18 protein-coding genes are annotated in these 21,649 nt (G+C 43.2%); 7 read left to right on the plus strand and 11 right to left on the minus strand.

Going from position 1 to position 21,649, the window contains the following annotated elements:
* Window positions 1-58: 58 nt before the first annotated feature.
* From N693_RS0114245 to N693_RS0114265, 5 genes are all read right to left on the minus strand, one after another.
* A complete protein-coding gene (locus N693_RS0114245; protein WP_025785499.1) occupies window positions 59-1,036 on the minus strand; it encodes a siderophore ABC transporter substrate-binding protein in 978 nt (325 codons plus the stop codon).
* 23 nt (window positions 1,037-1,059) lie between these two features.
* A complete protein-coding gene (locus N693_RS0114250; protein ID WP_025785501.1) occupies window positions 1,060-1,821 on the minus strand; it encodes an ABC transporter ATP-binding protein in 762 nt (253 codons plus the stop codon).
* Entirely contained in the window at window positions 1,818-2,768 is a 951-nt protein-coding gene (locus N693_RS0114255; RefSeq protein WP_025785503.1) for an iron chelate uptake ABC transporter family permease subunit, read from the minus strand. The genes N693_RS0114250 and N693_RS0114255 overlap by 4 nt, the downstream gene beginning before the upstream one ends.
* Window positions 2,761-3,711: an ABC transporter permease gene (locus N693_RS0114260; RefSeq protein WP_025785504.1), complete on the minus strand. Its 951-nt coding sequence runs from the start codon at window positions 3,709-3,711 to the stop codon at window positions 2,761-2,763. The genes N693_RS0114255 and N693_RS0114260 overlap by 8 nt, the downstream gene beginning before the upstream one ends.
* Window positions 3,712-4,004: 293 nt before the next feature.
* Entirely contained in the window at window positions 4,005-4,913 is a 909-nt protein-coding gene (locus N693_RS0114265; RefSeq protein WP_025785505.1) for a DUF6612 family protein, read from the minus strand.
* 219 nt (window positions 4,914-5,132) lie between these two features.
* On the opposite strand from N693_RS0114265, the gene N693_RS0114270 reads away from it, so the two are divergent.
* Window positions 5,133-6,851: an ABC transporter ATP-binding protein gene (locus N693_RS0114270; RefSeq protein ID WP_025785506.1), complete on the plus strand. Its 1,719-nt coding sequence runs from the start codon at window positions 5,133-5,135 to the stop codon at window positions 6,849-6,851.
* 98 nt (window positions 6,852-6,949) lie between these two features.
* Here N693_RS0114270 and hflX read toward each other — a convergent pair whose 3' ends face one another.
* The 3 genes from hflX to putP all read right to left on the minus strand — a co-directional run bounded on the left by hflX (window position 6,950) and on the right by putP (window position 10,523).
* Window positions 6,950-8,233: a GTPase HflX gene (gene hflX, locus N693_RS0114275; RefSeq protein WP_025785507.1), complete on the minus strand. Its 1,284-nt coding sequence runs from the start codon at window positions 8,231-8,233 to the stop codon at window positions 6,950-6,952.
* 30 nt (window positions 8,234-8,263) lie between these two features.
* On the minus strand, window positions 8,264-8,950 hold the full coding sequence (locus tag N693_RS0114280) for a VOC family protein (RefSeq protein ID WP_025785508.1): 687 nt from the start codon (window positions 8,948-8,950) through the stop codon (window positions 8,264-8,266).
* Window positions 8,951-9,038: 88 nt separating this feature from the next.
* Window positions 9,039-10,523: a sodium/proline symporter PutP gene (putP, locus tag N693_RS0114285; protein WP_025785509.1), complete on the minus strand. Its 1,485-nt coding sequence runs from the start codon at window positions 10,521-10,523 to the stop codon at window positions 9,039-9,041.
* Window positions 10,524-10,683: 160 nt separating this feature from the next.
* Between putP and N693_RS0114290 the strand changes: the two genes are divergently transcribed.
* Entirely contained in the window at window positions 10,684-11,160 is a 477-nt protein-coding gene (locus N693_RS0114290) for a nucleoside deaminase (protein ID WP_025785510.1), read from the plus strand.
* A gap of 42 nt (window positions 11,161-11,202) precedes the next feature.
* The gene (locus tag N693_RS0114295; RefSeq protein ID WP_025785511.1) at window positions 11,203-11,568 is read left to right on the plus strand and encodes a hypothetical protein; all 366 of its coding nucleotides are present in this window, start codon (window positions 11,203-11,205) and stop codon (window positions 11,566-11,568) included.
* A gap of 36 nt (window positions 11,569-11,604) precedes the next feature.
* On the opposite strand, the gene N693_RS0114300 is transcribed toward N693_RS0114295, so the two are convergent.
* Both N693_RS0114300 and N693_RS0114305 read right to left on the minus strand, forming a co-directional pair.
* Window positions 11,605-13,242: an AMP-binding protein gene (locus tag N693_RS0114300; protein WP_025785512.1), complete on the minus strand. Its 1,638-nt coding sequence runs from the start codon at window positions 13,240-13,242 to the stop codon at window positions 11,605-11,607.
* 150 nt (window positions 13,243-13,392) lie between these two features.
* Entirely contained in the window at window positions 13,393-14,952 is a 1,560-nt protein-coding gene (locus tag N693_RS0114305) for an FMN-binding glutamate synthase family protein (protein WP_025785513.1), read from the minus strand.
* Window positions 14,953-15,025: 73 nt separating this feature from the next.
* Here N693_RS0114305 and nfsA point away from each other — a divergent pair, with 73 nt between their 5' ends.
* Both nfsA and N693_RS0114315 read left to right on the plus strand, forming a co-directional pair.
* Window positions 15,026-15,757 carry an oxygen-insensitive NADPH nitroreductase gene (nfsA, locus tag N693_RS0114310; RefSeq protein WP_025785514.1) on the plus strand — a complete coding sequence of 244 codons (732 nt, stop codon included), beginning with the start codon at window positions 15,026-15,028 and terminating at the stop codon, window positions 15,755-15,757.
* A gap of 45 nt (window positions 15,758-15,802) precedes the next feature.
* Window positions 15,803-16,972, plus strand: coding sequence for an SAM-dependent methyltransferase (locus N693_RS0114315; RefSeq protein WP_025785515.1), 1,170 nt, complete (start codon window positions 15,803-15,805; stop codon window positions 16,970-16,972).
* Between the two features lie 455 nt (window positions 16,973-17,427).
* Here the strand turns inward: N693_RS0114315 and N693_RS0114320 are convergent, their stop codons facing one another.
* Complete coding sequence (locus N693_RS0114320) at window positions 17,428-18,822, minus strand: L-cystine transporter (RefSeq protein ID WP_025785516.1); 1,395 nt, start codon at window positions 18,820-18,822, stop codon at window positions 17,428-17,430.
* A gap of 235 nt (window positions 18,823-19,057) precedes the next feature.
* Between N693_RS0114320 and N693_RS0114325 the strand changes: the two genes are divergently transcribed.
* Window positions 19,058-19,597 carry a GNAT family N-acetyltransferase gene (locus N693_RS0114325; RefSeq protein ID WP_025785517.1) on the plus strand — a complete coding sequence of 180 codons (540 nt, stop codon included), beginning with the start codon at window positions 19,058-19,060 and terminating at the stop codon, window positions 19,595-19,597.
* A 340-nt stretch (window positions 19,598-19,937) separates the two neighbouring features.
* A complete protein-coding gene (locus N693_RS0114330) occupies window positions 19,938-21,569 on the plus strand; it encodes an MFS transporter (protein WP_081760237.1) in 1,632 nt (543 codons plus the stop codon).
* Window positions 21,570-21,649 lie beyond the last annotated feature (80 nt).

A 21,649-nucleotide genomic window follows, 5' to 3' on the forward strand; every position in this document is an offset into this window, starting at 1 on the left:
CTACTCCGGCAGACACAAAAGACCGATTCCATGTGTGGAATCGGTCTTTTTCATGTAATTATAGTCCTGCTTCTACTTCTTTGATCATTTCTTTCATAGACTTCAATCCGCCACCAGAAAGGTACCAGTATTCTCCGTTGAGGTAAACGATTTTGTCATTTTTGAATGCATTTGTTTTCTTCACAAGATCGTTTTCAATTGTCTTCTTAGCATTCGCACCCTTACCTACTGCCGCATCACGGTCGATTACGAATAGAATGTCCGGGTTTGTTTCAAGAATATATTCAAACGTAATGTTCTGTCCGTGTGTTGAAGCTTCAATTCCTTCATCAGCCGGTGTAAAGCCAAATACATCGTGAATCAAACCAAAACGTGAGCTTGGCCCGTATGCACTTACTTTTCCTTCAGATGCAAGAGTAATTAATGCTTTGCTATCTGTTTCGGAAGCTTTTGCGTTAATGTCTTCAATTTGCTTTTCTACATCAGCAAGTTCTGATTTCATCTCATCTTCTTTGTCGAAGATTTGAGCGATGATATCCATGTTCTTCTTAAACGAATCCATGTAGTTTGCAGTATCGATTCCCATATAGATGGTTGGAGCAATTTCTTCAAACTGATCATACAAGTCAGCTTGACGTCCAGAGATGAAAATTACATCCGGCTTAAGAGCGTGAAGTGCTTCGAAGTCAGGCTCTTTCAAGCTACCAAGATTTGTGTAGTCATCACTAGCATATTTCTCTAAGTACGCAGGTACATTGGATTGTGGAAGACCTGCTACTTCAACACCAAGCTCGTCTAACGTATCTAATACACCGAAGTCAAAAACTACAACTTTTTTCGGAGTGCCTTCCAATGTTGTCTCACCAAGATCATGCTTGAATGTCATTTCTTCCGTTTTTGCTTCTTCACTGCTTTCAGATGAGTTATCTGATCCTGCATTGTTTGCTTCTGGTTTCTTATCTTCATCTTTAGATCCACATGCTGCAAGTACAAGCATCAATGCAAATGCCATAAATAATACGGTAAGCTTTTTCATGTTTTCTATACCATCCTTTTCGTTTATGAGTTGAAGTACACACAGATACGACAATTGTTCATCTGTTGGATCGGGATATCCATGTCATAGATTTCTCGAAGTGATTCAGAGTTGATAATGTCATTCGTTGGACCATCTTTTACGACGCGCCCTTCTTTTAAAGCAACGATACGATCTGAGTAGACTGAAGCAAAGTTGATGTCGTGAAGAACGATGACAACGGTTTTGCCGAGTTCATCCACAAGTCGGCGGAGAATCTTCATAATTTGGACAGAGTGCTTCATATCCAAGTTATTCAGCGGTTCATCCAGCAAGATATAATCGGTATCTTGTGCAATAACCATTGCGATGAACGCGCGTTGCCTTTGACCACCAGATAGCTCTTCTAAATACATATGTTGCATACTCATTAAGTCCATATAGTCGAGTGCTTGGTTCACGATTTGAATATCGTCTGCTTGCAGTCGTCCCTTGGAATGAGGAAAGCGACCGAACGACACGAGTTCACGTATTGTTAACCGAACGTTCATGAAGTTGGATTGTTTCAAAATTGACACCCGTTTAGAAAACTCATTGGACTTCATCTTCTTTACGTTGTCATTATCGACGAGCACTTCACCTGTGTCTGCATCAAGCAGCCGGCTTACCATAGACAAAAGTGTCGATTTACCTGCCCCATTGGGTCCTATGAAAGAAGTGATTTTACCGGGATGAATATCCACACTCACCTTTTCAACAACTGCTTTGTTACCGTAGGCTTTTGTCAATTCTCGAACCTGGATCATGCAGATCGACTCTCCTTTAATAGTAAGTAGATGAAGTACGCACCGCCAACGAAGTTAATGATGACGCTAAGTGTTGTGGAGAATGTGAATACTCTTTCGACAATCCATTGTCCTCCAACTAGCGCAATGATACTCATGACTGAAGCACCGGATATTAGAACAGAGTGCTTGTATGTTTTGAAAAACTGATACGACAGATTCGCAACGATGAGGCCGAAAAATGTAATCGGACCGACGAGCGCTGTCGATACAGCGATGAGAACTGAAGACAGAATGAGCATCGTTTTGACGATCTTATCGTGATCGACACCTAGGTTAATGGCTGTATCGCGACCGAGGGACAGCACATCCAATTCGTTGAACTTCCGCCATCCAATGAAGAGCGCAATAATCAGAATCCCGAGGGCCCACCAGACAAGATCTCCGTTAATGTTATTGAAGCTCGCAAATGATTTGTCTTGTACCCGTAGAAATTCGTTTGGGTCTATCAGTACTTGCAGAAACGTTGAGATACTCTGGAAAAAGGTTCCGACGATAATCCCAACGAGTAATAGAAAGTAAATCGGACGCTTTCCTGCTTTAAACAAGAACTGATAAAGCAGTAGGGCGAAGATAACCATAGCCCCAACCGATAACACAAAGTTCACTTGCTTATTTACAATTGTGACGTGTGTAGACCCAAGGAAAAAGATCAGCACGGTTTGTAGCAAGATATATAAGGAATCGAGTCCCATAATACTTGGCGTCAAAATACGGTTGTGCGTTATTGTTTGGAAGATGACTGTTGAGTAGGCAATCGCTACACCAGTTAATGCCATAGCGATGACTTTAATACCGCGACGCGGCAACGCATAATCATAACTTCCATTTAGTCCCTGGAACAAATACAATCCGCAGAAAACGAGAGCAGCAACAGCGAGTATGAGCATTTTAGTACGATTACGCATAGGCTTTCCTCCTAAACAACATATAGAGGAATATCGCGCTGCCGATGACGCCGACCATCAAGCTAATTGAAATCTCATACGGGTAAATAATAACCCTTCCGAGAATGTCACACACGAGTAAAAAGATCGCGCCTAGCATCGCTGTATGTGGTAATGTTTTTTCCAAATTGTCGCCTTTGACGATGGAAACAATATTGGGGATGATTAGTCCTAAAAACGGAATAACCCCCACAGTCAAAACAACCGTAGTCGTAATGAGCGCGACCAATATCAGCCCGATGTTCACAATTCTTCGATAAGCTAGCCCCAAGTTTTTGGAGAAATCTTCACCCATTCCAGCCACAGTAAACCGGTTTGCATAGAGGTAGGTGATGATAAGAACGGGGATACTTATGTATAGCAATTCGTAACGGCCTTTCATAATAAGAGAGAAATCTCCCTGCAACCAGGAGGACATGTTTTGGATCACATTCGCTTTGTAAGCGAAAAAAGTGGTGATCGACGATAAGATATTACCGAACATGAGACCCACAAGCGGTATGAAAATGGCATCTTTAAATTTAACTTGGTCCAAAATTTTCATGAACAACAGGGTGCCACCTAGAGCAAACGCAAATGCGACGAGCATTTTCTCAATCGTTGACGTGTTCGTAAATAACAACATCGAAACGAGAATCCCAAGCTTTGCGGCATCTAATGTACCCGCCGTAGTAGGGGATACAAATTTGTTGCGGCTGAGCTGTTGCATGATCAGACCTGTAATACTCATCCCTGCACCTGCGAGCAAAATCGCAAGTAATCTTGGTAACCGGCTAATGAGAAAAATTTCGGTTTCCTCAGAGCGGAAGTCCAGCAGGTCCTTTGGTGAAATATGGCTCACTCCCACAAACAGAGAAAGTAGTGAAAGGAGAATTAGCGCGAGTATCAAATAACGTTTCTTCATGAAGAACTCCGATATCTAGATATTTGCGGGCTCGAGTCGTTTAAATGAAAACAATTATCAGTTAGCCGCAATTCCAATTATAGCAAAAGCATATTGGAAGTCAACAGATAACTGACAATGATTCTCACTAATTTGTGAACTTGATGGATATGAGTTTGTACTGAGAATGAGAGAAATCTAGGAATCACAAAAGAGGATTTAAAACAAAAAAACAGGTGGAAGGATAGCATGCGCTTTCCTCCCACCCGTTATAATATCGACACTAGGTGGTCGTTCCATTCATCTTGCTATCCTCACTCGCCAACCTTACTTCCCGACATATCATAAGCGTTGTTTCGTACTTCGTCTGGGATGACAATTTCTTTAAGCTCATTGACTTTGCTCATTTTAGCGCTAATATTTTGGATTGCGACAGTTCGATAGCCAGCTAAATCCATAATCGCATCCAGTTTCATGTCAAACGAATTCGTATAGTAGGTTTCTTTGTCAATATGAAGTGTGAGCTCGATTTTTTTCACTTCTACGTTCTCCATCGTGCCCTCTTCTTCACCTTCCATTCCTTGACTCCCCACTGCAGTTTGATCCATGAGTTCTTTCAGGAGTTCACTAAACTTATCGCCTGAGGCGGATAAGTTCAAAATATATTCGTCTCCTTTTTCTTCAAGTGTGAATTCTTCCGTAAAGTCCTTGAATACTTCCAAGTCCATCATTGCATTGGAACTGTCCATTCCAGCTAAAACTTCATCTTGCATTTCAGCAGGAACGAGTATCCAATCGCCTTCCATTTCTTGTGTCTGAATGTATAGTTCGTCTCCTTCACCATACATCTCGATATCCATAGAGCCCTCAGCGTCCCCTTCCACTACCATTTGCTGATGAATGGACAACGGTTCTGTTACCATGTCCATTGTGATAGCAATATCATTTTTCATGCTCAAATTTTCTTCACCTGTTGTCTTCATGTTTTGTTGAATCGAAAAATCCGCATGCATACTGTTAATCGATTCCGAAGCTTCTAAAGACTTTTGATAAACCTCTTGAGCTGTAAGTTCGTTCTTTTCAACTTCTTTACTGGCATCTTTACCGTTACTTGTAGTGCTTGTATTTGCATCCGCCTCTGCATTCGGCTCTTCACCTGATCCACACGCTCCGAGAGCGAGTACGAGTAAGCCTGCTGCAATCCCTTTTGTCCACTTTTTCATGAAATCTTCTCCTTTTTATGAAACTTCATTACATATTAGTCTACGACAGTATATAGGTTCGGTTTCACACTATTTCAAAAAACTCTGAAAATCCTTCTTTTTGTCCATACCCCATATTCCTAACAAAAGTCCCGGATTGTAGAATATTCTGAGGGTTATGTCGAACTTTCTGATTAAACCGTGTATACTAGCACTAAAATTGCAAAAAGGACGGGTATGATGCTAAAACAATTCTTCTCCTATTATAAACCGCACAAAAGACTGTTCATGATTGACTTTTCGAGTGCTATATTTGTCGCCTTACTTGAACTAGCATTTCCACTCGCCGTCCAGGGATTCATTGATAAACTCTTGCCCACTAAAGATTGGGGCCAGATTACTACAGTTAGTATTTTGTTACTCGTCATCTATCTATTCAGTACGTTCCTTCAATACTTCGTTAGTTACCTTGGGCACAAACTGGGTATTAACATCGAAACAGACATGCGTGAGAAGCTGTTCAATCATGTTCAAAAGCAGTCATTCCGTTTTTTTGATAATACAAAAACGGGACATATTATGACACGTATCACGACCGATCTCTTTGACATCGGTGAGCTTGCCCATCACGGACCAGAGGATGCTTTCATTGCAGTCATGACCATTATAGGAGCATTCATCCTGATGTACTCCATCAATCCAGAACTCGCTCTCATTGCAATCGTTATGGTGCCTTTCCTGATTGTCCTCGTTGCTTTTTGTAACAAAGCAATGAATTCCGCTTGGCTCAATATGTATGGAAAAATTGCAGAAGTGAATGGACGTGTAGAAGACTCCGTCTCAGGATCACGTGTCGTAAAATCATTTACAAATGAAAGTTTTGAGCTGGCTCGTTTCCAGTATGACAACGGTAACTTCCGGCTCGCTAAACTAGTCGCATATAACGTCATGGCTTGGACGACTTCTTCTATTTATATGATGACGCGTCTTCTCACACTCGTGATTTTAGTTGTTGGAGCATGGTTTACCATCCAAAAGACGCTCTCTATTGGGGAACTGGTCAGTTTCATATTGTTCGTCAACATCCTCATTAAACCAGTTGATAAAATTAGTGCATTGCTAGAACTCTACCCGAAAGGAATGGCTGGGTTTAGCCGTTTCCAGGACTTACTTAACCAAGAACCCGAAATCAAAGACACTCCCGATGCGATTGATGTTGCCCACTTAAATGGAGATATCAGCCTTTCAAATGTCACATTTGGTTATGACGGAGGAAAGCCGGTTCTCAACAATCTGAGCTTATCGATTCAATCTGGACAAACTATTGCGTTTGTCGGCCCATCAGGAGCTGGAAAAACGACGATTTGTTCACTGATTCCTCGGTTTTATGATGTGAATGAAGGGCAGATCACAATCGATGGGTTGGACATCCGTAATATGAGCCAACGTTCGTTGCGCCGTCAGATCGGGATCGTCCAACAAGACGTTTTCCTCTTTACCGGTACTGTAAAAGAAAATATTGCGTACGGAGATTTGAATGCTCCCGATGAGGCAATCTACGAAGCCGCTAAGCGTGCTCATTTAGAGGACTTCATCGCCAGCCTTCCCGATGGCTATGAAACTCAAATCGGTGAACGCGGCTTGAAATTGTCAGGTGGACAAAAACAGCGTCTCGCAATAGCGCGTATGTTCTTAAAAAATCCACCGATTCTCATTTTGGATGAAGCAACTTCGGCGCTCGATACTGAGACAGAACGTATTATTCAAGAATCTCTTACAGAGCTTTCTGAGAACCGAACGACTCTCGTCATTGCCCACAGACTCGCGACAATTCGCGATGCAGATCGTGTCGTCGTTGTGACACCTGAAGGGATTGCAGAAGATGGAGGATATGCCGAACTAGTTGCGAAGAATGGTATTTTTTCAAAATTACACGCAAATCAATTTCAACAGGTTTAAGAAAGTTGGAAACGGGCATACTACTACTATCCCACCCCCTTTCTCTTATAGAAAAAAAGAGCGGCACTGCCAATACTGGCGGTGCCGTTCTTTTTCTATTAGTGACTGACAATGTATTCCTCAAGTTTCTTCCGTTCACGCTCGTCCATCTCTACAACCATCAGAGTGCCGTCTTCTTCGTACTCTGTAGATTTCACATACGTTTCCTCATTCAAATAGGAAACCAAATCTCCACGCTCAAAAGGAATGAGGAGTTTACACGTAATATGTTTTTGATAGACTTTTTGCTCGATGAGAGCGACTAACTCGTCGATGCCCACACCCGTCTTTGCTGAAAGCCAAATTTGGTCATCTTGTACACGTGGGTAATCCACTTCACTTGCAAGATCGGCTTTGTTGTAAATGTACATCGTCGAGATATCTTCCACACCGACCTCTTGGAGTGTTTTGTTCGTGACTTCAATCATATGACGGTACTCTGGATTTGAAACATCTACAACGTGCAGAAGCAAATCTGCTTCACGGGCTTCCTCCAATGTAGAACGGAACGCTTTCACTAGATGGTGAGGTAGCTTTGCAACAAAACCAACAGTATCGGTTAGGATGAATGGTTTACGATCAATCAGTGTAACGTTACGGACTGATGTGTCGAGCGTCGCAAATAACATATCTTTCTCCATCACGGTCTTCGCCTCATCACCGTTCGCTTCAGATAAGATTCTATTCATTAACGTTGATTTTCCAGCATTCGTATAGCCTACGATTGAAACGACCGGTGTTCCACTACGTTTTCGTTGTTTCCGCTGGACATCGCGCTGTTGCTTCATGCCTTCTAATTCTTTCCGCAACTTCGCAATCTGTTCTTCAATTTTACGGCGATCGAGTTCCAACTTCGTTTCACCGGCACCTTTGTTTTGGAACCCACCACCAGTACCTCCACCTTGTCGGCCAAGGGAAGCTCGTAATCCGACTAGCCTTGGTAATGAATATTGCAGTTCTGCTAGTTCAACTTGCATTCGCGCTTCGTGGGTTCGGGCTCTTCGTGCGAATATGTCCAATATGAGCATCGTCCGGTCAATGATTTTCACTTCCAGATCGCGCTCCAAGTTACGTAATTGCGAAGGGGACAGCTCGTCATTGAAAATGATTAGATTAGCTCCTGCTTCGTCTGCAAATAATCTTACTTCATCAATCTTTCCTTTTCCGATATAGCCTGTCGGATGCTTACGCTCTAACTTTTGGACAACACTTCCGACGACTTTCACCCCTACTGCAGCTGCCAGATTTCCAAGTTCCTCTAGCTCGTATTCAAAATGATCATCGTTCTGTTCTTCTACCCCAACGAGTATCGCGGTTTCTTTTAGCTGTTCCAGTTCATCCATTCAAACACCTTCTCCCAATCATTTACCTTATTATTCAGCTTGCCCCGTCACAACAGCAAGCATACGGTTCCGTTCGTCCGGATTTTCTATAAAGCGCAATCGTACGTCATTCAACATAAGACTTTCCTGATCTTCAGGCTGTACTCCGAGAATCCTACACCAGCGCTCGAGCGTCCGCTCAGGCTCTCTAGTAACAAGTTCACATTCCAAAATTCGTTCGGCATCACTTTCATCAGAGATTGTACCTTCTGCACGTAATGCAAGGCGACGACTCTGTTCACTTTCTTCCCATTGAATGAAAAACGGAGCAGGAAGATCAGTTAAATCCTTCTCATTCACGAACAACATTTTCCATTTCTTAATGGTTCCTGAAGAGGTGAGACGAGATGCATCGAGCACACCAGAAGTATGCATCCCCATTCTTTCAAGCTTCTTATTAAGAGCTTGAATCTCGTCAGTTGAAATGCATAGCGTACCCCAGCCCTCTCCATACGTTGGTAAGTCGTGTTTCAATAGCTCAATTAAAGGGTGAGAGGAGAAATCTGCTACCTCTGCGTTTTCAATTGCCAACCATTCAATATAGGCATTTTGCAAGTAAAGGAGTGCATTGTATGTCCCCCATTGTTCGTGTCTTCCACCAACAACTGCACCCGGATATTGTTTAGTAACTACTTCAGGTGTACGTTCTGTAAACCAAACAACATGATCGAGTTTCATAACGAGTTCCCCCTTTACTAGTATCATACCCCACCCGCAGAAAGAAACCATGAAAAAAGCCGTCCACTTTAAATGGACGGCTTCCTAATTAACTATCGCGTTTCAACAGTTCCAATGACTCTGTAAATTCACGCTCGATTTCTTTGTTTTCTTTGTAAGTTGCAAGACTAACAAAATACGTAACGAGTAGACAAACTATGAAGCCAGGGATGATTTCATATAAAGTGTCTGATAGTGCTGGAATGTTCCCCCATACGCCAACAACAATTGCACCTGCAACCATTCCAAATAATGCACCTTTAGCTGTCAGTTTGCGCCAGTAGAGGGACAAGAGGATGATTGGTCCGAATGCGCCACCGAAACCAGCCCAAGCAAATGATACAAGTTTCAAAATGGATTCGTTGTTCGGCCAAGCAAGCACCATTGCAATGAGTGATACGACAAGTACTGCCATACGTCCAAGGAATACGTATTGCTTATCTGTACCATCTGTCTTGTAAACAGCCTTATATAAGTCTTCAATCAATGCTGAAGACGTAACGATAAGCTGTGAAGAAATCGTACTCATTACTGCTGCAAGAACAGCTGCAAGCATGATACCTGCAATGAATGGATGGAAAATAATTTGCCCAAGTGCAATGAAGATCGTTTCAGAATCCACTAGCTCTGCACCAGGATTCTGTTGGTAATAAGCAATCCCGACGAGCGCTGTTGCGACAGCACCAAGTAAGCTTAAAATCATCCAACTAATTCCGATGCGACGAGCACTTTTCGTTTCCTTAACGGATTTAATGGCCATGAAGCGTACGATAATATGCGGTTGGCCGAAGTAACCAAGACCCCACGCAACGGATGAAATGACCCCGAGAAGAGTTGCCCCTTTCACAAGACTAAGCATATCCGGATTCACTGCATGGATTGAATCCACAGTATCAGGAATTCCACCCGTGAAAAACACAGCAACAACTGGAACGAGAATGAGTGCTAGAAACATGATGAGTCCTTGCACGAAGTCCGTATAACTTACAGCAAGGAATCCACCAAACAATGTGTATCCTACGACAACGACCGACACAATGATCAGTCCAATATGATAATCCAATCCGAATGAACTGAGGAAAAACTTACCTCCCGCAACCATTCCTGAAGACACGTAAAATGTAAAGAAGATAAGAATAATAAATCCGGAAGCGATTCTTAAAAATCTTGATTTATCTTTCAAACGATTTTCGAGAAAACTTGGAATTGTGATTGAATCGTTCGTTACTTGGGTATATACACGAAGACGTGGTGCTACAAAGTACCAGTTCAAGTAAGCTCCGGTTGTTAAACCGATTGCGATCCAAATCTCTGGCAGTCCTTTGTCATAGATTGCACCTGGCAATCCTAGTAATAGCCATCCTGACATGTCTGCAGCACCAGCACTGAGTGCTGTAACTGCGGGTCCGAGTGAACGGCCACCGAGCATGTAATCTGTTAAATTAGATGTGCGGCGAAACGCGTACCATCCTATGAACACCATGGCGGCCATATAAAGCACAATTGAAATCAGTTTGTAACCATCAGCTGACATAGTTCAATCCCCCTTTTTTCTTCTCTAAGTAACCGCAAACGCTTTCATTATCTTATGCAAGCACGGTCAAATCCATTATAGGCAAGTTAGGTGTATTGCGCCATACCTATTTTCGGTTTATTTCCCGGGAAATAGCTACTATTCGACAGGAGGAATTCAATTGGATCATGAACGTTTTTTAAATGATGCTATCCATCTAGCAACTGATAGCGTCTTTCAAGGTGGCGGCCCATATGGCGCTGTCATCGTAAGAGATGGTGAAATCATTGCGAGTGGCGTCAATTCAGTAGAAGTGGACCACGACCCCTCTGCACATGCGGAATTGGTTGCGATCAGGGAAGCATGTCGAATCCTTGCTACGACAGACCTTTCAGATACAATTCTTTATGCGAGTGGCGAGCCATGCCCGATGTGTTTAGCTGCTTCTTATCAAGCTCGCGTTGGGGAAATCTATTACGCTTGTAGTAAAAAAGAAGCGATGGAAATTCTCCCGAACCCCGATAAAGTAGAGCACTTTTACAGTGATCAGGATAAGCCAGGAGCAATGCGGGACGTTCCTTTTATGCAATTGGAAACCGATCATAGGCTGGAACCTTTCATAGCAGCTTCCAACCAACAGTCTAATACTTCAAGCTAAAAAGGTTCCCGAGTGATGCAACCTAAAAAGGAGGAGTTACAAATGCCTTGGACAAAAGACGATTATCCAGATACTTTTAAAAATGTATCAGCGGATGTACGCAACAAAGCCATTGAAATTGGGAATGCCTTACTCCGGGAAGGTTACGAAGAAGGCCGTGCGATCTCAATCGGACTTTCACAAGCAAGAGAAACAGTTGAAGGGAAGGCTGAAGACCGCCCTCACTTCGAGGTACGCTCACGTGAAGATGAATGGGTGTTGAAGAAAAAGAGCGCATCGTCTGTTATCTATAAGGAAAACACAAAAAGTGCACTGCTCAAAAAAGCAAAGCCCTATGTAACCAATCATGAAGGTGTGTTAACGGTTTATCACGAAGACGGGACAAAAGAACAGACGTTGTATGAATAACAGAGACGTATGCCCCAAGTTGGGCACGCGTCTTTTTCAAGAATGTATAGCTTTTTCTTGGGACATTTCACGTAACTTGAACTTTTGGATTTTGCCTGAAGCCGTGATTGGATATGCATCCGTAAATTCGATATAACGGGGGATTTTGTGATGCGATATGGCTCCCTTACAGAATGCTCGAATTTCTTCCTTATCCAGTTCCACTCCATCTTTCGGGATGACCCACGCCATCAGTTCTTCTCCATATTTCTCATCGGGTACTCCTACGACTTGAACATCAGAAACTCCAGGGTATGTGTACAAAAATTCTTCCACTTCACGGGGATAAATATTCTCTCCCCCCCGAATGACCATGTCTTTCATGCGACCGGTTATATCCAGATAGCCATCTTCATCCAATCGAGCAATATCCCCCGTATGCAGCCAACCTTCTTCGTCAATCGCTTCACGAGTTGCTTCAGAGTTATTATAATAGCCTTTCATCACATGATACCCTCGAGTACAAAGCTCTCCTGACTCCCCAATTGGAAGTTCTTCATCGGTCGCTGGATCGATGATTTTCACTTCTACATGAGGATGTGGTTTGCCGACTGTAGACACCCGCTTTTCAATCGGATCATCCGTCTTCGTTTGAGAGATGACAGGTGAAGCCTCTGTTAATCCATAACAGATTGTAATTTCGGCCGCACCCATCACTTCGATAACTTGTTTCATCACTTCAATTGGGCATGTAGATCCCGCCATAATACCCGTTCGCAAATTGGAAGTATCGAAAGTTTTAAAGTCAGGATGATTCAATTCAGATATGAACATCGTAGGGACTCCGTGCAATGCCGTGCATTTTTCCTCTTGAACTGCGCGTAGAACACGGGCAGCTTCAAACTGTTCAACAATGACCATCGTTGCTCCATGAGACACTGCTGCTAAAGTTCCAAGTACACAACCGAAACAATGGAAAAATGGAACTGGAATACACAATCTGTCCACACTCGACAACTTCATCGTTTCTGCAATCATATTGCCGTTATTTACGACATTATTATGTGTGAGCATAACCCCTTTTGGAAACCCTGTTGTCCCAGATGTGTACTGAATGTTAATGACATCATCCGGACTGAGAGATTTCTTGCGCTTCACCAGTTCTTCATCCAATACCATGTCTGCGTGTTTCAGAAACTCAGACCAATTGTAAATTCCCACTTCATTTTTCTCGGTCATTAGAATGACACGTTTCAAATTCGGCAACTTTGGACAATCGATATGCCCCCCGTCGCTTTCTTCTTGGGACGGACAAATGGAACGCAAAATCTCTAGATAACTAGTATCTTTAAATCCCTCGTCCAAAATGAGAGTAGTGGCTTCAGACTGCTGCAGTAAATACTGCAACTCAGTTGCTTGATAATTCGTATTGACCGTTACGAGAACCGCGCCCATCTTACCGGTCGCAAATTGACTCAGTAGCCATTGTGGTTTGTTATCTGACCAAATCGCAACGTGTTCCCCTTTTTGAATTCCAATCCCCATAAATGCTTTTGCAAGTTGATCCGTTTCTTTGTCGAATTCGGTGTATGTTTTTCTCAATTCTCGGTCCGGATACACATATGCTTCGTTTTCCGGGTACAGAATCGCTTGCTCACTTAAAATCTCTCCGACCGTCTTATTCAACAGCTCCATTTCTCCATCCCCCTATCTAATTCTAAGTTCTCTATATAATATCACACTTTTCTGACTGTGATGAATAATTATTAAATTTAGCAATACAATTATTCGACAAAAAAACAAGCAAGGGTGTAATTTCCCCTGCTTGTTGAGTAGTGTATTTTTTTAATCGATTGGCGTCACTCTACCACGTTCATCTTTGTAGAATACATGCTGTCTCTCTAATTTTGTCGGCGAATCCAGTCCTGCTGCTGCTGCAATTCTGAATAACCCCTCGCGCATCGTTAAAATATAGTTGGTAACCCGATATTTTTTCTCTTCGACTACAAGAGCACGCTGCAAATGCGTATCTGTCGTAGCAACTCCTGCCGGGCATTCATTGGTATGACAGCGTTGCGCCATAATACATCCGACTGAAATCATAAACCCACGAGCAACTTGGACGAGATCTGCCCCCATTGCAAGTGCAATTGCCGCTTTGTCTGGAGTTGTCATTTTTCCGGAAGCAATGATTTTCACTCGATCCCGCACTTCAAATTTCCTTAATGCATCGTCCAGTATGATCAATGCAGATCGAATCGGAAGACCTACCGAATCTGCTAAGTCTTGATACGTCGCACCTGATCCACCTTCCGAGCCATCTAAGGAAATGAAGTCTGGCCCCATTCCAGTTTCTTTCATAAATGATGCTAATTCTTCTGCATCCGATATTCCGCCAATTACAATTTTAATGCCAACAGGTTTCCCAGAATGCTCCCGAATTTGTTCGATGAAGGAAAACATAGATGGAAAATCATCAAACTGATGGAAGCGGTTTGGACTGTTAATTGTTTTATACGGAGTAACATTCCGTATCAATGCAATCTCTTCCGTCACTTTTGAACCTTCTACGTGCCCACCACGCATTTTTGCTCCTTGCGCCAGTTTCAGTTCGAACGCCCGGACTTTAGGGTTTTCCGCTTTCTCTGTTAGCAGGTTCCAATCGAATTCACCTTCGCTTGTGCGGAATCCAAACAATCCGGAACCGATTTGGGCGATAATATCTGCATCTCCTGCTAGATGGTGCGGGGATAGACCTCCTTCCCCTGTATTCATCCATGCTCCTGTTGCCATCCCGATTCCTTTAGACAATGCCGTAATCGCATTTTCACCAAGTGCTCCATAACTCATGGCCGATTGTCCAAGCAAGCTATGGACGCGGAAAGGATGCTTACAGTTCGGGCCGATTACAACTGCATCCTCGTCAGGAAGTAACCATGGGTCTGCAGTCACTTCTTCCCTGTGCTCTCTGCGGGAGAATAACCCTTCACCATCGACTATATATCTCATTGAATCTACTTTACGATCGTTATCTACACGCATTTCTTCGTTCTGTTTCGTAAACATTGCATTCCTCAAATAATAACCAGGTGCATCAAAGTCTCGTTTTGAGCCGAATCCAATTACGCTCTTCAAATACTTCCCTGGTAGAACCATATGCAAATAATCTTCCCGGCTAAACGGTTTACCTTCGTTATCGTTGTCAAATAGATATTGCCTGAATTCCGGACCGACTTTCTCAATCATATATCGAATTCTACCGAGTATAGGATAATTCCGTAAAATAGCATGCTGCTTCTGTTTCCTATCAAATATATATACATAAGATATTACCAAAATAGGAATGACGATAAATATAGATACTATCAGCATAGTAGTTAGCGAAAGTCCTTCAAAAATGTTCATAAGCTCCACTCCTTTTCTATAGTCTCAAACTGGTGTACCATTAATCACAATCACTAGTTGGAGGCGATTCACAATGGTTATTGACTTACTGAAATCTCATGCATCTGTTCGTTCCTATACGAATGTGCGTTTATCTACAGAAACAGTCCGAGAACTTGTTACAGCTGGTCAACACGCCGCTAGTTCTCATTTTGTCCAAGCCTATTCTGTTATCCACTTAACTGATGCGTCAGTTCGCGAAAAACTAGGTGAGTATTCCAAAAACCCTCATCAGTTCAATGGCGCTGGTGCTGCTTTGGTCTTTTGTGCGGATTTCCATCGGTTACAAGCTGCTGCTGCATTGCACAACCGTTCAATCGACTACTCTCACGCGGAAGCCATGCTCGTCGGAACGATTGATGTAGCACTCTTTGCACAAAATGTTGCAATCGCTGCTGAGTCTAAAGGATACGGCATTTGCTATATCGGGGGTGTCCGCAATAGCCCTGCTGAAATTAGCGAGCTACTCAAACTTCCTGAGGGTGTAGTTCCGATGTTCGGCATGACAATTGGTGTACCTGCAAAATCTAATGAGGTGAAGCCTCGTTTACCAGTGGATGCGGTGCTGCATGAAAATATGTATGACGCTAGCCACTATGAGGAAATACTCCGTGAATACGACGCAACTATGGAGACTTATTATGAAACACGAAGCTCAAATCGTAAGCACGCAGGCTGGACTGAACAGATGGCTGATTTCTTGCAATCTCCTCAACGTCCCTACATGAAAGAATTTCTGAGAGATCAAGGATTTAACTTTGACTAATAGTCGCTTTTCATCCCTACCTCTCTTGTAAAGGAGTCAAACCTAATGGAGTTTGAAAAATTGATCGCCGACTTAGCGCAGCGTTTTACGGATGGAACTTTTGTCCGCGCAACGTTCAGTCAACCCCGTACAAAATCAGAAGGCTTATTGCGTATTAAAGCAAAGCCAATTGAATTGAAAGGTGAATTGCACATTCAGTTTGAAGAACAATTTGAACGTGTGTTGAATCACCATAATATTTCAGTCGAAGGCATCGAGCTATTTTTGACCAATGTATTAATGCATTTCAAACAAGTACAAGCCGAATTCACAGGTGAAATAATTCAAATACAGCTTACTAAGAAATTTAAAGTATCCTGGAAGTCGAGTGTGACAGAAACGTCCAGGACCGCTGATTTATCGCACAATCGTAAAAAGAATTATTTACTCGAGGAAGGCACTCCTTATCCATTTTTAATACGCCTTGGCGTGCAGACTGCTGATGGGCGAGTTAAGAAACAAAAGCACGATAAGTTTAGACAGATTAACCGGTTCATTGAATATATCGATGACGCATTGACCCATCTTCCGAAAGACCGGACTGTCCGAATTCTAGATTTCGGCTCTGGTAAATCGTATTTGACGTTTGCGTTGTATCATTATCTTCATATCGAAAAGGGACTCGATATCCACGTTACCGGCCTCGATTTGAAGAAGGAAGTCATCGAAGAATGCTCGGAAATTGCGCGCGACCTTGAATACGATCGCTTGGAGTTTTTAGTAGGCGACATTAATGATTATGAGGATGAAACCTCTGTTGACATGGTTGTCACGTTGCATGCGTGTGACACTGCGACGGATATGGCACTCGCACGTGCGGTCCGTTGGGGTGCGAGCGTGATTTTGAGTGTACCGTGCTGTCAGCATGAATTATTTAGTCAAGTCCAGTCACCTGCGCTAGATGTGATGTTGCAACATGGTCTTGTGAAAGAACGTTTTTCCGCACTGGCAACGGATTCGATGCGCGCGGAGTTGTTAACGCTCGCTGGATACGAGACACAGTTACTGGAATTCATCGATATGGCGCATACACCGAAAAACATTTTGATTCGCTCATACCATTCAGGGAAACAGCCTTCTTTGGAATCTGTTGAACGGTATAGGGCTTTCAGGGATTTGTTGAATGCGAAGCCGTTTTTGGAGAAAGAATTGAAGTTGGATGTATTGAGTAAATAAGTAGATAGCACCTGCAATTGCGGGTGCTCTTTTTGTTGTGGTGTTGGGGTGATTTTAATGCTTGCTTGAGCGGATTCACCTCTCGCTTGATCACTTTTCCTCTTGCTTGAGCGGATTTACCCTATGCTTGCTTGATCACTTTTCCCCTTGCTTGAGCTGATTTACCCTATGCTTGATCACTTTTCCCCTTGCTTGAGCTGATTTACCCTATGCTTGATCACTTTCACTGCTTGAGCGGATTCACCCCTTGCTTGATCACTTTCCCATTTGCTTGAGCGGATTCACCTCTTACTTGATCACTTTCCTATTTGCTTGAGCGGATTCACCTCCCGCTTGATCACTTTCCCATTTGCTTGAGCGGATTCGCCCCTTGCTTGATCACTTTCAACTCATTCAACTTGAATATCAGACTTACATAAAAACGTCCGCGCTCCTAGATGGAGTGCGGACGTTTTTTACAATTCGGATGCAGATGTTTCTCGTGCCATCACTTCATCATATTGCGCATTATTAAGTTCTCCTGTCACGCGTGCTGTTGTGACACCAGCTGTCATGGATCCACTGACATTTAACGCTGTGCGCCCCATATCGATAAGTGGCTCAACAGAAATTAGAATCCCTGCAAGCGCAATTGGTAGATTCAACGCAGACAATACGAGAATTGCTGCGAACGTTGCGCCTCCTCCAACACCTGCGACGCCGAAAGAACTAATCGCGACAATCGCAATGAGTGTCAAAATGAATTGAGCGTCAATCGGTTGGCCGACCGTCGGTGCGATCATAACGGCAAGCATCGCTGGATAAATACCCGCACATCCATTTTGACCGATTGATAGTCCAAATGATCCTGCGAAGTTCGCAATCCCATCAGGTACTCCAAGTCGCGTCGTCTGTGTATTGAGTGTCAATGGTAATGTCCCCGCGCTGGATCGTGATGAGAAGGCGAACAGTAACGTATCTCCCGCTTTCTTCACGTACGTAATCGGGTTTAGTCCTGTTGCGGCAAGAATTACTAAGTGCACTAAGAACATGACAATCAATGCGGCATAAGAAGCTGCTACAAACTTACCGAGATTCACAATCGCCCCGTAATCAGACAACGCAACAGTCCGTGCCATGATTGCGAGAATTCCATAAGGCGTGAGTCGTAATACAATTTTTACGACTGCCATTACCAAGGAATAAACTGCATCGATTCCTTTTTGTACTACAGCCGCTTGTTCAGGTTCCTTTCTCCGAATTGTCAAAAATGCGAATCCTAAAAATGCAGCAAAGATGACAACGCCAATCGTCGATGTCGGACGGGCACCCGTGAAATCGAGAAATGGATTAGCTGGCAATAAATCTATCAACTGTTCAGGGAGCACTTTATCCGAAACGCCTGCCGCAGTTTCTTCCAATGATACTCCTCTAGAAATCTCAGCATCACCTTGTACGATTTGCTCAGCGTCTAGTCCGAACAAGAGTGAAGATCCGATTCCAATCAATGCAGCAATCGCTGTCGTTCCAATTAGAATTCCTAAAATCAAGGCCGCCTGTTTCCCGAAGTTCTTCCCCGCCGCCACTTTCGTAAAGGCAGTCAAAATTGAGATGAACACGAGTGGTACAACGATCATTTGTAAGAGTTTAATATAGCCTGTGCCCATAATATTGAACCAGGGAACCGATTGCTGAAGTGCGGTCGACTCAACCCCATAACTGACATGCAAGATAACTCCATATAAAATTCCAAGACCCAATCCGGTAAACACGCGCTTTGAAAACGAAACGTGTTTGCGGTTCATCCAAAACAAAATACCAGCTAGCAAAAGCAATCCCGCCACATTCAATAAGACAAATCCTGTCTCCATCTCGACGTCCCCCTTTGTAAATAATCTATGATTTTCTAATACACTTTATCTTATGTATTAAATTCCGATATGTCAACTAGGGATTAAGGTATTTTTCGTGTTTCAATAAATATTTTTACGAGTCGTACCTAATAAAGGCCCTCTATAGCTGATTTGTAGTATCCAATACAGGTTTCCAAGTACACACAACTTTGCTACAATAAACAAAATCTATCACTTCAAATGGAGGGCTCACATGTTTACTCTTCCTGTTTCAGAAAAAGTGTCACTGAAGTTACTCGAACAAGAGAATGCAGCAGAACTATTCTTTCTAGTAAATGAATCACGGGAGCATTTGCGGGAGTGGCTTCCATGGGTGGACGGAGCACTTTCTCCGGAAAGCTATCGTCCTGTCATCGAAATGTGGTTGAAGCAGTTTGCGGAACATAATGGCTTTCAGGCAGGTATTTTGTACGAAGGTAAGATTGCAGGAATGATCGGATTTCATAAGATTGACTGGATGAATAGAAGTACGAGTTTAGGCTATTGGATCGGGGATCGTTTTCAAGGACATGGGATTATGACAGATTCCGTTCGTACACTAGTTGACTGCGCGTTTTCTACATACAAACTAAATCGCATAGAGATTCGTTGTGGAGTTGAAAATGTAAAAAGCCGTGCAATTCCAGAGCGGCTCGGTTTTCATCTTGATGGTATTCAACGCGATGGTGAGTTTTTGTATGATCATTTTCACGATTTGGCTATGTATAGTATGCTTGCACGTGATTGGAACTAACAAACAATGGCTGTCGCTCTCTGCACAAGAGGCGGCAGCTGTTTTTAGTTTCATCGATTGAAAGATTGACTTTGTATCGAGCGGGTTTCCTCTCGTATCGAGCGCCTTGCACTTAAAAGCAGAGTCCTCTTAACTCCCCCATGTAGCAATAGTATCCTTCTATGCGTAACTCGAGACCAACAACGTACGTCAGCTACACTTGTTCCGACAACTATTTGAGGAACACTTCTCAAAACTGAAAATAGATTTGTAATCTGCAGTTTATGTAAAATTTATGCACATAGGGTACACTATTTAAATAGTGTATTAGCTCAAGACATTCTGCATAGGAGGTCAAATAATGGCAGTAGAAAAAACATCTAAAGTGAACATCGGCTTTATTATTCTGTTGGTGGGTGTGTTCATGGCGGCACTGGATAACGGGATAATCAGTGCAGCACTTACAACCATTAACACCTCATTCGATGTAAGTGCTACGCAAGGATCTTGGGGAATTACTCTGTACACGCTCGGTCTTGCTGTAATGACGCCGATCGTCGGGAAACTCGCCGACCGGTATGGACGAAAAAAACTCTTCCTCATTGAAATTGTGATTTTCACCATCGGTTCGCTTGGGGTAGCGCTCAGTCCCAATTTCACGCTATTCCTCGCAGCACGTTTGTTCCAATCATTTGGTGGCGGTGGTATTTTCATTATCGCAAGCTCCCATGTATTAAGTACGTTTACGAAAGAAAAACAGGGTAGCATGCTCGGACTTCTAGGTGGGATGAACGGAATCGCATCCGTTGTCGGACCGAATATCGGGAGTTTCCTTATCGATATCACAGGAAACTGGCATTGGCTATTTTTGATTAACGTTCCTATCGGGATTGCACTCGTCGTAGTCGGTTTCTTCTCATTGGAAGAAACAAAATCCTATGTTATGTCTAAAATTGACTTCCTGGGGATTTCGCTCTTGTCGTTCTCTATCCTCAGCGTCATGTTTGCCATTAATAACATTGGACGTGGCGGTTCCTTCACAGACGTATTCATCAAGTGGAGCGTCCTCGGTCTACTTATTCTCGGCGTCCTGATTTTCGCAGCATTGATCTTTGTTGAAAAGCGCAACGAGCAGGGGGACAAAATCGACCCGATTCTTCCATATAGCCTACTTCGCAAGCCTACTTACGCGATGACAATGGTGATGGGGTTATTATCGGGGACGTTTATCGGTGCGATTATTTTCATTCCATCCTTTGCACAACAAATCCTCGGAATTTCCGCTGCGAAATCAGGTTATTGGATGACACCGCTTGCGCTCGCTTCAGGCATTGGAGCCGGTGGTGGTGGATATTTTGTTGATAAAAAAGGACCCGTGAAGACGCTGATTTTTGCAGGGATCATCGGAATCATCGGATTTGGTGGCCTTGGTTACTTTACGGATACTAAATTGCTGTTCATTGTCTTCTCTGTCATTGCAGGTACAGGATTCGGATTTGTACTGGGCGCACCATTGACCGTGCTCACTTCAAACGCCGCTGGGACACAAAAAGGTTCTGCCATCGGAACTCTTTCCGTAGCACGTCAAGTAGGACTGACCATTTCTCCGACTATCTTTGCTGCATTCATCCAAAATGGATTCAGTAAAATTGGAGAGCTGATCCCTCAGAAATTGAAGGAACAAGGAATCGATCCTAGTCAGCTTCCAGAAGGTTCTATGGAGGAATTGGCGGGTAGCAGCAACGGGGATTTGCAAGCTAAAATTGACCAGATTCCTGTACCTGAAGTACGAGACGCTTTGCACGAGGCATTTCAACAAGCTGCACACTCAGCTTATGAACCAATCTATTTAACAACCGCTTTCATGGCGCTTCTTATGATCATCATTTCCATCGTGTTTAGTAAACAATATAAACAAGACGCGATTGAAAGCGACAGATTAGATAACCAGAAAACACAGAAAAGCCAACAGACTGTTTCAAAAAACGAATAACGCAGTTTTGCAAAACCGTTCAGAGCACTCCTGAACGGTTTTTTCGCACCATAAAACCCGAAGCTTAAACACACTTCGGG

Source organism: Sporosarcina sp. D27, from assembly GCF_000586555.1.
Taxonomy (GTDB): Bacteria; Bacillota; Bacilli; order Bacillales_A; family Planococcaceae; genus Sporosarcina.

What these genes read in the sequence shown, in the direction of transcription:
- N693_RS0114245 (WP_025785499.1), bottom strand. Translation starts at nt 1,036, where the DNA reads ATGAAAAAGCTTACCGTATTATTTATGGCATTTGCATTGATGCTTGTA.
- N693_RS0114250 (WP_025785501.1), bottom strand. Translation starts at nt 1,821, where the DNA reads ATGATCCAGGTTCGAGAATTGACAAAAGCCTACGGTAACAAAGCAGTT.
- N693_RS0114255 (WP_025785503.1), bottom strand. Translation starts at nt 2,768, where the DNA reads ATGCGTAATCGTACTAAAATGCTCATACTCGCTGTTGCTGCTCTCGTT.
- N693_RS0114260 (WP_025785504.1), bottom strand. Translation starts at nt 3,711, where the DNA reads ATGAAGAAACGTTATTTGATACTCGCGCTAATTCTCCTTTCACTACTT.
- N693_RS0114265 (WP_025785505.1), bottom strand. Translation starts at nt 4,913, where the DNA reads ATGAAAAAGTGGACAAAAGGGATTGCAGCAGGCTTACTCGTACTCGCT.
- N693_RS0114270 (WP_025785506.1), top strand. Translation starts at nt 5,133, where the DNA reads ATGCTAAAACAATTCTTCTCCTATTATAAACCGCACAAAAGACTGTTC.
- hflX (WP_025785507.1), bottom strand. Translation starts at nt 8,233, where the DNA reads ATGGATGAACTGGAACAGCTAAAAGAAACCGCGATACTCGTTGGGGTA.
- N693_RS0114280 (WP_025785508.1), bottom strand. Translation starts at nt 8,950, where the DNA reads ATGAAACTCGATCATGTTGTTTGGTTTACAGAACGTACACCTGAAGTA.
- putP (WP_025785509.1), bottom strand. Translation starts at nt 10,523, where the DNA reads ATGTCAGCTGATGGTTACAAACTGATTTCAATTGTGCTTTATATGGCC.
- N693_RS0114295 (WP_025785511.1), top strand. Translation starts at nt 11,203, where the DNA reads ATGCCTTGGACAAAAGACGATTATCCAGATACTTTTAAAAATGTATCA.
- N693_RS0114300 (WP_025785512.1), bottom strand. Translation starts at nt 13,242, where the DNA reads ATGGAGCTGTTGAATAAGACGGTCGGAGAGATTTTAAGTGAGCAAGCG.
- N693_RS0114305 (WP_025785513.1), bottom strand. Translation starts at nt 14,952, where the DNA reads ATGAACATTTTTGAAGGACTTTCGCTAACTACTATGCTGATAGTATCT.
- nfsA (WP_025785514.1), top strand. Translation starts at nt 15,026, where the DNA reads ATGGTTATTGACTTACTGAAATCTCATGCATCTGTTCGTTCCTATACG.
- N693_RS0114315 (WP_025785515.1), top strand. Translation starts at nt 15,803, where the DNA reads ATGGAGTTTGAAAAATTGATCGCCGACTTAGCGCAGCGTTTTACGGAT.
- N693_RS0114320 (WP_025785516.1), bottom strand. Translation starts at nt 18,822, where the DNA reads ATGGAGACAGGATTTGTCTTATTGAATGTGGCGGGATTGCTTTTGCTA.
- N693_RS0114325 (WP_025785517.1), top strand. Translation starts at nt 19,058, where the DNA reads ATGTTTACTCTTCCTGTTTCAGAAAAAGTGTCACTGAAGTTACTCGAA.
- N693_RS0114330 (WP_081760237.1), top strand. Translation starts at nt 19,938, where the DNA reads ATGGCAGTAGAAAAAACATCTAAAGTGAACATCGGCTTTATTATTCTG.